12 protein-coding genes are annotated in these 13,918 nt (G+C 66.6%); 8 read left to right on the top strand and 4 right to left on the bottom strand.

Annotated elements, in window-relative coordinates:
• Positions 1–499: 499 nt before the first annotated feature.
• On the bottom strand, positions 500–1,612 hold the full coding sequence (locus Q4543_RS06910; RefSeq protein ID WP_303437058.1) for a Gfo/Idh/MocA family protein: 1,113 nt from the start codon (positions 1,610–1,612) through the stop codon (positions 500–502).
• Between the two features lie 315 nt (positions 1,613–1,927).
• Between Q4543_RS06910 and Q4543_RS06905 the strand changes: the two genes are divergently transcribed.
• The 4 genes from Q4543_RS06905 to Q4543_RS06890 are packed head-to-tail and all read left to right on the top strand — an operon-like array spanning position 1,928 to position 5,161.
• Positions 1,928–2,788 carry a formate dehydrogenase accessory sulfurtransferase FdhD gene (locus Q4543_RS06905; RefSeq protein ID WP_303437063.1) on the top strand — a complete coding sequence of 287 codons (861 nt, stop codon included), beginning with the start codon at positions 1,928–1,930 and terminating at the stop codon, positions 2,786–2,788.
• Entirely contained in the window at positions 2,785–3,408 is a 624-nt protein-coding gene (gene mobA / locus Q4543_RS06900) for a molybdenum cofactor guanylyltransferase MobA (RefSeq protein WP_303437057.1), read from the top strand. The genes Q4543_RS06905 and mobA overlap by 4 nt, the downstream gene beginning before the upstream one ends.
• Positions 3,405–3,896 carry a molybdopterin-guanine dinucleotide biosynthesis protein B gene (gene mobB / locus Q4543_RS06895; protein ID WP_303437056.1) on the top strand — a complete coding sequence of 164 codons (492 nt, stop codon included), beginning with the start codon at positions 3,405–3,407 and terminating at the stop codon, positions 3,894–3,896. Before mobA ends, mobB begins: the two co-directional genes overlap by 4 nt.
• Entirely contained in the window at positions 3,893–5,161 is a 1,269-nt protein-coding gene (locus tag Q4543_RS06890; RefSeq protein WP_303437055.1) for a molybdopterin-binding protein, read from the top strand. Before mobB ends, Q4543_RS06890 begins: the two co-directional genes overlap by 4 nt.
• Here Q4543_RS06890 and Q4543_RS06885 read toward each other — a convergent pair.
• Together Q4543_RS06885 and Q4543_RS06880 are read right to left on the bottom strand one after the other, a co-directional pair.
• Positions 5,158–5,385 (bottom strand): sulfurtransferase TusA family protein, encoded by a 228-nt coding sequence (locus tag Q4543_RS06885; protein ID WP_216001753.1) that lies wholly within the window; start codon positions 5,383–5,385, stop codon positions 5,158–5,160. The two genes, Q4543_RS06890 and Q4543_RS06885, sit on opposite strands and share 4 nt — an antisense overlap.
• A 9-nt stretch (positions 5,386–5,394) precedes the next feature.
• Complete coding sequence (locus Q4543_RS06880; protein ID WP_303437054.1) at positions 5,395–7,365, bottom strand: cache domain-containing protein; 1,971 nt, start codon at positions 7,363–7,365, stop codon at positions 5,395–5,397.
• A 225-nt stretch (positions 7,366–7,590) separates the two neighbouring features.
• Here Q4543_RS06880 and Q4543_RS06875 point away from each other — a divergent pair, with 225 nt between their 5' ends.
• The 4 genes from Q4543_RS06875 to Q4543_RS06860 all read left to right on the top strand — a co-directional run bounded on the left by Q4543_RS06875 (position 7,591) and on the right by Q4543_RS06860 (position 13,224).
• Positions 7,591–8,295 (top strand): ABC transporter permease, encoded by a 705-nt coding sequence (locus tag Q4543_RS06875; protein ID WP_303437053.1) that lies wholly within the window; start codon positions 7,591–7,593, stop codon positions 8,293–8,295.
• 32 nt (positions 8,296–8,327) lie between these two features.
• Positions 8,328–9,005, top strand: coding sequence for an ATP-binding cassette domain-containing protein (locus Q4543_RS06870; protein ID WP_303437062.1), 678 nt, complete (start codon positions 8,328–8,330; stop codon positions 9,003–9,005).
• The gene (locus Q4543_RS06865) at positions 9,002–9,808 is read left to right on the top strand and encodes a substrate-binding domain-containing protein (RefSeq protein ID WP_216001756.1); all 807 of its coding nucleotides are present in this window, start codon (positions 9,002–9,004) and stop codon (positions 9,806–9,808) included. Before Q4543_RS06870 ends, Q4543_RS06865 begins: the two co-directional genes overlap by 4 nt.
• 389 nt (positions 9,809–10,197) lie before the next feature.
• Complete coding sequence (locus tag Q4543_RS06860; protein WP_303437052.1) at positions 10,198–13,224, top strand: transporter substrate-binding domain-containing protein; 3,027 nt, start codon at positions 10,198–10,200, stop codon at positions 13,222–13,224.
• 129 nt (positions 13,225–13,353) lie between these two features.
• On the opposite strand, the gene Q4543_RS06855 is transcribed toward Q4543_RS06860, so the two are convergent.
• On the bottom strand, positions 13,354–13,620 hold the full coding sequence (locus Q4543_RS06855; RefSeq protein ID WP_303437051.1) for a hypothetical protein: 267 nt from the start codon (positions 13,618–13,620) through the stop codon (positions 13,354–13,356).
• Positions 13,621–13,918 lie beyond the last annotated feature (298 nt).

Here is a 13,918-nt window from a genome sequence, read left to right as displayed (position 1 = left end):
TGTGAGCTTTTTTCGGAACTGGACTTTTCCCGTCCGCAGAGCACCGTGGAGCTGGAAAACATTCTTTGCCAGATCGACCCCAATCATCATATCCTTCATCTCGCCGTCCTCTCCTCCGTGTGGCTTTCAACACCACGATTTTGGCACATTGCGATGCCGTCTGGGGAGGGCGGCAACCATCCCATCTGTCTCCGTCAGAAGTGTCTGGGCTCCTATTCTGGGCGCCTTTTGCGCAGAGCATTGGCTATGAGGGCGAGCTTGCGTGCGACCGCTATGACGCTGACCTTGTGTGGCTTGCCTGCGTCGCGGAGCCGATCGGCGCAGCCTCGCGGATCAGGCTGGCAAGAGTGGCGGAGTTCTTGTCGCCGGCCAGCTCTTGCAGGGGCGACGCAAGCTTTGGCACAGCCTTGGGGTGGGTGATCGCCCCCGCGGCGGCATAGCTCTCTGCACGGGCCGCTGCTCGGCTGGCTCATGTCGGCGATGCCGCCACAGGAGCGGGTCAGCCCTGATGCACCTTGACCCAGCCACTGCCCGCGCTGGCAGAGCGGATGCAGGCGTCGATGAATTCCAGCCCCTCGACGCCATCCTTGATCCCGGGCAGCAGGGATTGCACTGCCGTGCCCGACTGGTGGGCGCGGATAAGATCCGCCGCCTCGGCATAGAGATTGGCAAAGCCTTCGAGAAAGCCCTCGGGGTGGCCGGCAGGCACACGGCTGCCGGCCATGGTCTGCGCCCCGCGCCGCAGGATCTGCGTCGGCGTGCCAAGGGGGGTAAAGCGCAGGGTTTCGGGCTGGGCATGGGTCCATTCCAGCCCGGCGCGCGCGCCGTAAAGCCTTAGTGTCAGGCCGTTTTCGGTGCCCGGCGCGACCTGACTGCACCACAGCGTGCCGCGCGCCCCCGACGCATAGCGCAGCATCACATGGGCGTTGTCATCGACCCGTCGCCCCGGCACGAAGCTGGTCAGATCGGCCGCCAGCGCTTCGGGCGCCATGCCGCTGACGAAGCGCGCGATCTGATAGGCGTGGGTGCCGATGTCGCCGATGGCGCCGCCTGCCCCCGCCCGTGCCGGATCGCCGCGCCATGCCGCCTGCTTGCTATCTGACGCTTCGGTCAGCCAATCCTGCGCATATTCCACCTGCACCAGCCGCAGCGGGCCCAGATCGCCCCGTGCCACCATCTCGCGCGCCAGCCGCAGCTGGGGATAGGCGGAATAGTTATGGGTCAGCACGAAGGGCAGGCCCGAGCTTTCGACCAACCCCGCAAGGCTGCGCGCATCCGGCAGCGTGGCGGTCATCGGCTTGTCGCAGATCACCGGGATGCCCGCCCCAAGGAACGCCTGCGCCACCGGAAAATGCAGATGGTTGGGGGTGCAGATGCTGACGGCCTCGATGCCATCGAGGCGGGCGGCTTCGGCCTGCGCCATGACCGTGTAATCGTCGTAGACGCGATCGGGCGCGATGCCGCAGGCGGCGGCGCTTTCAGCGTTGCGGGTGGTCGACAGCGCCCCCGCCACCAGCGCAAAGCGGTTGTCGAGCCGCGCCGCGATGCGGTGCACCTCGCCGATCATCGCACCAAGGCCGCCGCCGACCATTCCGAGCCTGATGGGTGTCATCTTCGTCTCCTGCTGCCGGCGCCTTGCGGGGTGCCGCTTTGCTCAAGTCGTGCGCGCGATATCTTCACAGGCGCGGAGGATGCGCGCGCGCAAGGCTGTATCGATGTCTGCAATTGAGCCTCCCAACCCCCCGATCGGCGCTGCCACCGGTGTCACAAGGTCTGGCACGGGTTGAACGGCGTTTTCAAGGCCGCTCACGTTCACGGTGCTTGCTCCTGCGCCAGAACACCGCCCCGCGCCCGAGGCGGGTTGCCACCCCCGCTGCCGCCGTACTAGGTAGAGCGCGCCAACATCAGACCGGAGGCCAGCGTGACGATCCCCCCCCTTCCCCTGCTGCCCGACCTGTCGCGCCCCGGCCTGACGCGCCGCGTCACCGGCCGCGACCAGACCGGCGCGCCGATCGAGATCTCCGTCGTCGAAGAGCGCCCGCTGACCATCTATCTCAACCGGCAAGAAGTGGTCACCGCGATGACCATCGGCGATTACCCCGATTATCTGGCGCTGGGGTTCCTGCGCAATCAGGGGATGCTGCGGGACGATGACGTGCTGACCGGCATCGACTACGACGAGGAAATCGACACCGTGGTGGTGCGCACGCAGCGCCAGACCAGCTACGAAGACAAGATGCAGAAAAAGACCCGCACCTCGGGCTGCGCGGTCGGCACGGTGTTCGGCGACATGATGGAGGGGCTCGAAGGGCTGACCCTGCCGCAAACCCCGGTGCGCAGCAGCTGGCTTTACGCGCTGGCGCGGCAGATCAACACCACGCCCTCGCTGTATCTCGAGGCGGGGGCGATCCATGGCACGGTGCTGTGTCAACAGGACAAGCCATTGGTTTACATGGAAGATGTCGGACGGCACAACGCCGTCGACAAGATCTCGGGGTTCATGTTCCGCCATGGCATTCCAGCCGAGGACAAGATCCTCTACACCACCGGGCGGCTGACCTCCGAGATGGTGATCAAGACCGCCCTGATGGGCATTCCGGTGCTGGCCTCGCGCTCGGGGTTCACCGCATGGGGGGTGGAAATCGCGCGGCAGGTCGGCCTTACGGTGATTGGCCGGATGCGCGGGCAACGCTTTGTCTGCCTTGCGGGCGAAGACCGGCTGATCCGCGACGCCGACCCGGCCAGCATCCCCGACGACGGCGGCAAGCGCGCAAAGGGCACATCATGAAACAACCTCTGGGCGTGATCCTTGCCGGTGGGCTGGCGACCCGCATGGGCGGCGGCGACAAGACCTTGCTGCGCATCGGCGGGCAGACCCTGCTGTCGCGCGTGATTGATCGGATCGAACCGCAGGTGGCGGGGCTGGCGCTCAATGCCAATGGCGATGCGGCGCGGTTCGGGACGGCGCTGCCGGTGCTGCCCGACAGCGTCGGCGGCTTTGTCGGGCCGCTGGCCGGGGTGCTGGCCGGGCTGGACTGGGCGGCCGAGCAGGGCGCCGACAGCATCGTGACCGTGGCGGGCGACACGCCGTTTTTCCCCTGCGATCTGGTGCCGCAGCTGTTGCTCGCCGCCGAGGGGCAGGATTATCCGCTGGCGCTTGCCGCAACCCCGCGCGACGGCGACGCGCTGAAATCCGGCGGGCGGGCCAACCGGCACCCGACTTTTGGCCTGTGGCCGGTCGCGCTGCGGGAGGATCTGCGCGCGGCATTGCAAGGCGGGCTGCGCAAGGTCGTGCTGTGGACAGACCGGCATGGCGCGGGCGAGGCTCTGTTCCCCGTAGGCCCGTTCGATCCGTTCTTCAACGTCAACACCCCCGAAGATCTGGCCCGCGCCGAGGCGCTGGCATGATCGTCTACGGCATCACCGGCTGGAAGAACTCCGGCAAGACCGGACTGATGGAACGGCTGGTGGCGGAGTTCACCGCGCGCGGGCTGAGCGTTTCGACCGTCAAGCACGCCCATCACAACACCGATGTCGACCAGCAAGGCACCGACAGCTTTCGCCACCGGGCCGCGGGGGCGCGGCAGGTCATGCTGGCCTCGCCCAACCGCTGGGCGCTGATGAGCGAGCTGCGCGGCGAGGCTGAGCCGCCGCTTGACACCCTGCTGGCGCAGATGGCGCCGGTCGATCTGGTGCTGGTCGAGGGCTACAAGGCCGCGCCCCACCCCAAGATCGAAGCGCACCGGGCCGCCACCGGCAAGCCGCCCACCGGCAGCCCGAATGTGCGGGCGCTGGCCTGCGATGCGCCGCTGCAATCCCCCCTGCCCCGCTTTGATCTCAACGATACCAAGGCCATCGCCGATTTCATCGCCGCCGATACGGGGCTGGCAGAATGAGCGCCCCGCTAATCCCGCCCCGCCTGCGCGACGATTGCTTTGCCATGCCGCAGGGCGTGGCCTGGGTGCCGGTCGACGAGGCGCTGCGCCGCCTGCGCGCTGTCCTGCGCCCGGTGACCGGGGTTGAAACCGTGCCCAGCCATGCCGCACGCGGGCGCATCCTTGCCAGCGATGCGCTGGCGCAACGGTCGAACCCGCCGCGCGCCAATGCGGCGGTGGATGGCTACGGCTTCGCCCAGGCTGCCACCGGGGCCGGTATCCAGCGCCTGCCGCTGGTGTCCGGGCGCGCCGCCGCCGGGCAACCGTTTCAGGGGGCGGTGCCGCCCGGCCACGCGGTGCGCATCCTGACCGGCGCGATGCTGCCCGAGGGCGTCGATACCGTGGTGCTCTTAGAGGACTGCGCCCTCGGCGAGGGCCTTGTCGCCTTTGACGGGCCGATCAAGCCGCGCGCCAACACCCGCAAGGCGGGCGAGGATGTCGTGCAAGGCGCGCTGGCCCTGCCCGCCGGACAGCGGCTGCGCGCGCCGGATCTGGCCTTGCTTTCGGCGCTGGGGCTGGGCGAGGTGCAGGTCCAGCGCAAGCTGCGCGTCGGCGTGCTGTCGACCGGCGACGAAATCATCGCAGAGGCCGGGGCCCCCGCCCTGCCGCACCAGATCTGGGATGCCAACCGCCCGATGCTGCTGGCGCTGGCCGAGGCATGGGATTGCGCGCCGGTGGACCTTGGCCATGTGAGGGATGATCGCACCGCCATCGCCGCGCGACTGGACGCGGGCGCGCGCGATTGCGACGTGATCCTGACCTCCGGCGGCGCATCGGCGGGGGATGAAGACCATGTCTCAGCCCTGCTCAAGGCGCGCGGCACCCTGTCGAGCTGGCGCATCGCGCTCAAACCCGGTCGGCCTCTGGCGCTGGCAACATGGGACGGCGCGGCGGTGTTCGGCCTGCCGGGCAACCCGGTGGCGGCGCTGGTCTGCGCGCTGATTTTTGCCCGCCCGGCGCTGTCGCTGATGGCGGGCGCAGGCTGGCAAGAGCCGCAGGGTTTTACCGTTCCCGCCGCGTTTTCCAAACGCAAGAAACCGGGGCGGCGCGAATATCTGCGCGCCCGGCTGGTGGATGGCGCGGCGCAAGTGTTCGCCTCGGAAGGTTCGGGGCGGATCAGCGGGCTAAGCTGGGCCGACGGGCTGGTCGAACTGCCCGACGAGGCCATCGACGTGGCCCCCGGCAGCCTGGTGCGCTTTCTGCCCTATGCTGGGTTCGGGATCTAGCGGCAGCGCAGCAGATAGACCTGCACCGCGCCGTCGTCTTGCGAACTGACCAGCTCATGGCCGGACTCGACACAGAAATGCGGAATGTCGATCACGGCCGCCGGATCGTCGGCGCGGATGCGCAGCACCTCGCCCGTCGCCATCTGCGAGAGCCGCTTGCGCGCCTTGAGCACCGGCAGCGGGCAGAGCAGCCCCACCGCATCCAGATCCTGTGTCACATCCATGCGCCCTGATTACCCCGCCATTTCGGGGCTGTCCATTGCATCGGGATCGGCGGCGGGCAGCCAGACGGTAAACTCGGCCCCGCCGACATTGCGCACGCTGATCAGCCCGCCCGCCCGCTGCACAAGGCTTTGCGAGATCGACAGGCCAAGACCGGTGCCCTCGACCTGTTTGGTGGTGAAGAACGGGGCGAACACCGCCGAAAGCTTGTCTTCGGGTACGCCCGGCCCGCTGTCGCGCACCCTGAGGGCGACGCCAGCGCGCCCGTCGCGGGGCTCTGGCGCAAGGGCCAGATGCAGCTGCCCCTGCTCGCCCATCGCCTGCACCGCGTTGACGATCAGGTTCACCACCACCTGCTGAAGCTCGCCGGGATCGATGCGCACCGGAGGCACCTCGGCGATGTCGGTGGTCAGCGTGATGTCGGTGCGGGTGATGACGTGGTCCACCAGCACAAGGCAATCGCGCAGCACCGGCCCCGGCGCGACGCTATGGGCATCGGTGCCGTAATCGCCGGGGCGGGCAAATTTCAGCAACCGCCCGACGATGCCGTCGATGCGGTGGACCTGCGCATCGACCAGATCAAGCTCGGTGCGGACGGTCTCGGCCTCTGGCCCCAGCACCTCGCGGATCACGTCGACATTGCCCTGAATCACCGCCACCGGGTTGCCGATCTCATGCGCGACCCCGGCGGTGATCTCGCCGATGGCGGCCAGCTTTTCGCGCATCACCAGCTGATGAAAGGCTTGTTCCAGCTTGTCGTTGGTGTCGCGCAATTCGGCGGTGCGCTGATCGACGCGGGCGTTCAGCTCATCGGCCCAGGCACGCAGGCGGCGGTCGCGGTCCTGCACCTGTTCGAGCAATTCGTTCAGATGCGCGCCGACCTGCGCCACCTCGTCGCGCTTGGCGCTGGGGCGGATGCGCGCGGCCAGATCGCCGCGCCGCACACGATCCATCACCTGTGTCATCGCCTCGAGCGGGGCAAAGACGCCGCGCGCCAGCAGCAGGAACACCGGGGCCGACAGCATCAGCACCGCCGCGAAGGCCCCCAGCATCCACAGGAACGCCGCCCGTTTGGCCGCATCGAACGGTGCCTCCAGAAAGCCAACATACAGCATCCCGACCCGCTGCCCGAAACTGTCGCGCAGCGGCACATAGCCCGAGATATACCAGTCATTGACCACGAAAGCGCGATCGAGCCATGTCTCGCCCTGCCCGAGCACCTGCGCGCGCACCGCCTGCGAGACCCGCGTGCCGATGGCCCGCTGGCCTTCGAACAGGCTGACATTGGTCGAGATCCGCAGATCGTCAAGGAACACCGTCACCGTACCCTGCCGGTCTCCACCCACCATCGGATTGAGAAACACCAGCGCGTTCAGCCTGTCGATGAACGCAAGGTTGCGGTTGAGCAGAACGCCCCCCACCAGCACCCCCGCCAGCGCCCCGTCGATCCGCACCGGCGCGGCGGCATGCAGCACCATGCCGCGCGTCTCGGGCGCCCCGTCGCCGATCGGCTGGATGCGGGCGCGGGCGGCAAGGCCGGGGCCAAGCGCGTCCAGCTGGGCGGCGTCCATTATGTCGATCCCGGCATCGGCGCGCCCCTGCAGGGCCTGAGCGATCACCGGCCACTGTGCATCAGCCTGCGCCACCGGCACGTAGCGCAGGAAATCCAGCCCAAGGCGCGCCTGCGCATAGGGAAGGTAGTCGCGCCGGAGCGCCTCGGCGTCGCTCAGCATATCCAGCAGCCCGGCCGAGCGCGCCTCGGAAGCGACATCGCGGCCCGCGTCGCCGGTCATGCGTTCAAGGTACTGCTGGGCAATGCGCAGATCGCTTTCGACATTGGAAATCAACAGCGCGTCGTAGTCGGCGGTCCAGCGGGCCATGCCGATGGTCAACAGCAGCGGCATCAGGATAATCAATGGCACCAGTGCCAGTATCAGAAGCCGCAGCCGCACCGAGTGCAGCACCCGCGCCGTTCTGCCCATCTGCCGCCCCCCCGTGCCGTGAATTGGCAGGCTATCAACGCCGCTCCGCCGGGTCCAGCCGGACAGATTGTCTCGGTCGCGGCGCCCGCACCGGGCGCAGAGGGTCAGGCTGACCCCGGCGCGCAGATTCCCGGCACGAGGGCTGGCGGCGGCATGCGCGCTTTGACATGGTGCGCGCGGATCGAAAGACATGCCCCCGAGGGGCATGAGGGGAGGGATCGGCCCATGGTCGATATCTGGAACGGTATGACACAGGCGGTCTGGCTGATGCTGACGCTTGATCCCGAACTTGTCGAAATCTCGCTGCGCTCGCTGCGGGTGACGCTGAGCGCGCTTCTGGTCGCCTGCACCATCGCACTGCCGCTTGCCGCGCTGCTGGCGGTGCGCCGGTTTCGCTGGCGGCGGGGTATCATCGCGCTGCTGAATGCGTTGATGGGCTTGCCACCGGTGGTGGTGGGCCTTGTGGTCTATGTGATCCTGTCACGCTCGGGGCCATTGGGGGTGCTGGGGCTGCTGTTCACCCCCACCGCGATGATCGTGGCGCAGACGGTGATCATCGTGCCGCTGATCGCCTCGGTCGCGCATCAGTCGATCCGCGAGCTTTGGGCGGAATATCACGACCTGCTGATCTCGATGAACGTCAGCGAAGCGCAGAAGATCCGCACCTTGCTCTGGGATTCCCGCCGCGCCCTGCTCACCGCCGCGCTGGCGGGCTTTGGCCGCGCCATCGGCGAGGTCGGCGCGATCATGATCGTCGGCGGCAACATCGACCATGCCACGCGGGTGCTGACCACGGCCATCGCGCTGGAAACCGGCAAGGGCGATTTCGGGTTGGCACTGGCGCTTGGCTTTGTGCTGATCGCACTGGCGGTTGCGGTGAACCTGTCGATCCACTGGCTGGGCCGTACCGAACGCGGAGACCGCTGGTGAGCGCGCTTCTTCCCCTCGTGGCGCACGGCGCCATGTCGCGGCGCGGCGGGCGGGTGCTGGTCGGGCCGATCGATCTGCGCCTTGACGGGCCGGGCATCACCGTGCTCATCGGCCCCAATGGCGCGGGCAAGACCAGCCTTCTCAGCCTGCTGCACGGCACCGCGCGGCTGTCCTCGGGCAGCATCACATGGGCCTGCCCACTGGACGAGGCGCGCCATGCGCAGGCCTTCGTGTTTCAGCGCCCCGTCATGCTGCGCCGCAGTGTGATCGAGAACATCGCCTATCCGCTGCGCATCCGTAAGGTGCCCCGCCGCGAGGCGCTGGCCCGCGCCGAGACCGCCGCCCGCCGGGTCGGCCTTGGCGAGATGCTGAACCGTTACGCGCCGCTGCTCTCGGGCGGCGAGCAGCAGAAGCTGGCCCTTGCCCGCGCCCTGATCACCGAGCCGCAGGTGCTGTTCCTTGACGAACCCTGCGCCTCGCTCGACGGGCGGGCAATGCGCGAGATCGAAGCCATCCTGACCGCCGCCCGCGCGTCCGGCACACGGCTGGTGCTGTCGACCCATGACATGGGGCAGGCGCGCAGGCTGGCCGATGACGTGCTGTTCCTTTTGCGCGGCCGCCTGCACGACAGCGGCCCGGCGACGACATTTTTCACCCGGCCCGAAACGCCGCAGGCACGGGCTTTTCTGCAAGGAGATATCGTGGAATGAAACGCATACTGCTGGGCGCGGCCCTGATCGCCGCCGCCACCACCGCACAGGCCGCCGACGTGATGAAGATGGCGGTGACCACCTCGTTCAACAACTCGGGCCTTGCCGAGGTGCTGCTGCCCGAGATCCTCAAGGATCTCGACCTCGAGGTGCAATTGCTGGTCGTGGGCACTGGGCAGGCGATCAAACTGGGCGAGGCGGGCGACGTCGATGCCATTCTGGTGCATTCGCGCCCGGCCGAAGACGCCTATCTTGCCGGGGGCTACGGCACCCATCGCACCGAAATCATGTATAATGATTTCGTCTTCATCGGCCCGTCGGATGATCCCGCTGGTATCAAGGGTGACGACAGCGCGGTTGCTGCGTTGCAGGACATCGCCTCTGCCGAGGCGGCCTTTGTCAGCCGCGGCGACGATAGCGGCACCCACAAGAAAGAGCTGGAGCTGTGGACCGAGGCCGGGCTTGACGCAGCGGGCTTTGGCGATTGGTACAACGCGGTCGGCGCGGGCATGGGCGCTGCGCTCAACACTGCGGCTGGCATGAACGCCTATATCCTGTCGGACCGTGCAAGCTGGCTGAACTTTGGCAACAAGGCCGACCTTGCGCTGCTGTATTCCGGCGATCCGGTCCTGTTCAACCAATACGCCTATCTGCCGGTGAATCCCGAAAAGCACCCGCATGTGCAATCCGAGCTTGTCGACAAGCTCGAGGCATGGCTGGTGTCGGACCGCGCCAAGACGCTGATCGACGGCTACCAGATCAATGGCGAGCAATTGTTCGTCTTCAACGCGGGCGTCAACTGACGTCGCAGGCGGCACCCGCCCTAGGATGCTGTGATTAAGGTGCAAGGCCGCTGCGGCCTTGCACAACATGCCGCGCAGGGCGGCTTTGCAAAGCAACGGTTTCGGGTTTGTCCGATGATGTGACTTGAGCGGGATCACGCCCCCCGAAAGACATGATACAGCACAACCTTTCCTTGCAATGCGCCGGATGAACTGGAATGTTTGCAGTCGTTTGATCCGCCGACTGGAGACCCCGCCGCGTGATTTATGTCTCTGCAAACACGCAGCGGTTCTGCCGCGACGCGCGGTGTCTTCCCGCCATGCTTCTGGTTTGTCTGTCGCTGGTCTTGCAGTCGTGGGCGCAGCCCGCATCCGCCCAATCCGAGCGCGCAACGCTGACAACGCCCTGGATGTTGGCGCCCCCGTTCTGGAGCTATGGGCCGGACGGCGAAAAAACCGGCTTCATGATCGAGCTGGCCCAACTGATTGCCGATCAGCTTGATCACGCGTTGATCGTTCAAAGCTTTGACAAACCCGAAGACATGATCGCCGCGCAGAATGCCGGGCAGACGGATCTGATCGCCGGGCTGCTCGCGCGCGAGGTGTTTCAGGAAAACAACCTCTTTTCCAATCCCGTCGCACGGACCCGCGTCCGCCTGTTTGTCCGCAAGGAAAACCTTGCGAGTTTTGATATGAACACGGCCCGGGGGCTGGCGGTCGGGACGATGGGACCCGCCTTTCCGCCAGCGTTCAAGCCGTTTCTGGATCGCAATATCCAGCTTGATCCAACCTCGACAGGACAGGCGGTGATCGGGCTGTTGTCCGGCGAATTCGATGCCATCCTCTATCCCGAAGAAGCGGTTTTCGACTGGACCATACGTGCGAAGATCGACCATCTGATCCTGCCGGCGGGCAGGGCCTTCGGCCAACAGGAAAGAGCGGTGGTCCTGCATCGCTCTCGCGCAGATCTGCTTGATCCCATCAACGCTGCCATCGCGCGGCTCGAGGACAGCGGCGCGCTGAAGGCCCTGCGAGAAAAATACCGGATGAATCTGTACGAGCCAGCGCCAGAGGTGCTGACCGTCGGGTTTCCCCTGACGCTGGGGTACGGTGCGCTCGCGCCCGATGGCACGCCGTCGGGCTTTGCCGTCGAACTGGTGGCGGACCTTGCCGACCGCATTGGGCTGACGGTGGCATTCGTGCCCATGGCGCTGCCGGAACTGACCGATGCAAAGGCGTGGGAGGGCAAGGACATGATCGCCTTTACGTCGCAGCCCGACAAGCTGCGACAGTCGATGGACGTAACCGTCCCGGTCGAAGGTGTCCTGCTCTCATTGGTCGTGCGCGCTTCGGATCGGCACAGGTTTCAAAACCCGGAGGATCTGACAGGGCGGTCCTTGGGCGTGGTCCGGAATGCCGCCACGGACGACTGGGCCCGCGCACAGCAATGGCCCGATCTTGTTCGCTATGGCTCGCCCCAGGACCTGTTTTCCGGGCTCTTGCGCCAAGAGGTCGACGCGATCGTGATGCCGAAGTCGACGATCCAGCGGCTTACCGACGCGATGGATCTGGCGGGCGAAATCCACGTGGTCGAGCCGCATGTTCACGAATACCAGCGCTCGATCGCGCTGCGGCGGGGCCTTGGTGAAATCCGCGAGCGGCTGAACGACGAGATACCGCTTTATCTGGTGTCTCAGGAACACGCCGCCTTGCAACAGAAGTATTTCGGCGCACCTGTGTTCTGGACACAGGCAAGGCTGCGCGTCGCCTATGCCGCGCTGGCCGGGCTGTTCGCGCTTTTTGTCGGGTTGCTGCTGGCCTTTCTGCTGAGCGATCGCGCCCGGCGCAAGGCCACGACCGCCCATGCCGAGGCAGACAGGCAACGCAGCGCAACGCTTGGGCTCAGCAGCCGGTTGCAGGCGGTGATGGATGCGGCGAGCAGTGGCATCCTCGCGCTGGATCGCAAGGGGCAGATCGCGATCGCCAACCCTCAGGCGCACGAGCTGCTGGGCCTCACCGGCGCGTCAGGCACCCCCCGCGAGGCATTCGGGGCCGTGTTCTGCAAGCCGGACAGCACCGAGCCGCTTATCGGCGACGATGCCCCGTTTCGCCGGGCCATGGGCGGCGCCCGGCTGGAGGGGCAGCTGTTCCAGCTTTGCGCAGGCGATGGCGGCGAGCCAAGATCCGTGCGCCTGTCAACCTCGCCGCTGCCCGCCGAGCTGTCACCGCACATCGGCACGGTCATCATCCTTGATGACGTTTCCGAACAGGAGCGGCACCGCAAGGAGGCCGAGCGCGCCGGACGGTTGAGCGCGGTCGGTCAGCTGACCGGCGGTATCGCGCATGATTTCAACAATCTTCTTGCTGTCATCATGGGCAATCTCGAACTGCTTCAGGATGATGAAGACGACCCCCAAAGGCGCCGGTTCATCGATGCCGGGCTGGCGGCGACGAAACGCGGGGCCGATCTGACGCACAGCCTGCTGGCCTTTTCGCTTCAGGCGCGGCTGGACCCCGAAGAGCTGGACCTGAATGCGGTGGTGCTGGAGGCGCGCAACTGGATGAGCCGCGCCCTTCCGGAATCGGTGTCGCTCGAAACCTCCCTGCCGCCGGGATTGTGGCCGGTCAGCCTTGACCGAACCTCGCTTGAAAGCGCGCTGCTGAACCTGATCCTGAACGCGCGGGATGCGATGGGCGGGCAAGGCAGCCTGACGATAGAAACCGCCAATCTGCGCGTCGACGAGGCGCATGCGGATGCCCGCAATCAAGAGCTTGCGGTGGGGCGCTACGTCATGCTTGCGGTCAGTGACACCGGAACCGGCATTGCTCAAGGAACGCTCGAGCGCCTGTTCGAACCGTTCTTCACCACCAAGGGGCCGGGGGCCGGATCGGGGCTTGGCTTGTCGATGGTGCTGGGCTTCGTGAAGCAATCCGGCGGGACGGTGCATGTTTATACCGAGCTGGGCGTCGGCACGACGTTCAAACTGTATTTCCCGACCTGCGACACCGGGACAATGCCCGTTGCCGACGACAGCCCGCTTAGCGCCAGCATCGCGCCCGTCGGCAAGAGGATTCTGCTGGCCGAAGACGAACAGAGCGTTCGCGAGTTGCTGGTGACCATGCTCAGCGGTGCCGGGTATCATGTCAGCGCCGCGCCGTCGGGCGATGCCGCCTTGGCGCTGTTCCATGCAGAGCCGCGTTTTGATCTTTTGATCACCGATATCGTGATGCCGGGCGATTTGCAGGGCCCCAGCCTCGCCAAGGCGATCCGCCCGCTGCAACCGGACCTGCCGATGATCTTTATGTCGGGCTATGCGTCGGAATCCACGGTGCATGGCAACGGATTGCGGCCCGAAGACATACGGCTGATGAAACCTGTGCCAAAGCAAATCCTGCTTGCCGCCATCCTGCGGGCTCTGTCGGGCGCGCAGGACTGACCGTGCCCCGGACTGCCGCGCGCAATCAGCGCTGCAGACATCCGGGCAAACGCTGCGGCAACAGGGATCTTTCCAGCCACGTTCAACAATCCCGCCCGCCGTTAACAATCCCACGGCGCGGGCGGCGCGTCAGTCGTCTTGCCGAGGAGGCCCTGCCGCCACGAGTTTTCGGATTTCCTGAAACTCTTCGGCGATGCTCAGCGGCAGAACCGACAGCTCTGTGGGCAGCGATCCCGGGTCCTCCTGACCGTCGTGCAGGATTTCGCGGTCTTCGATCCAGCCGAGCAGGTCGACCTGAAGGTCCGGCGCAAGCCGCAGCACAAGCCGTGCCAGCAGCCGCCTGTGGGCGATCATCCGGCCTTCGATCTGCGTCAGTCTGGTGTCTAGGTCGTGCATTGGCGCCTCCTTTCAGACGGGTAGCCTGCCGGGAGGCAATTCAGGCGGAATGTCCGGCGTGGGGTCTTCGTCCGGGGTGCCGGGCGGGATGTCGGGCTCTGGCTGGGGCGGCACCGCAGGGGGCAGGTCCGGCTCCGGGGGCACTTCGCGCGGCGGCTCCTGAGGCGGAAGATCCGGCGGCGGGGTGCCTGGCGGCTCGTTAGGGACTGCGGGAATGGGCATCAAGGCCTCCTTGTCGTTGCCAGAGCAACGCATGAGGATGCCAAAGGGTTCCCGACCGGCTGCTGCGCGCGTCGCA

The organism is Salipiger sp. 1_MG-2023, assembly GCF_030547555.1.
Taxonomy (GTDB): Bacteria; Pseudomonadota; Alphaproteobacteria; order Rhodobacterales; family Rhodobacteraceae; genus Salipiger.
The sequence above is the reverse complement of the archived record's forward strand: the minus strand, read 5'-3'. Positions and strand labels throughout refer to the sequence as shown.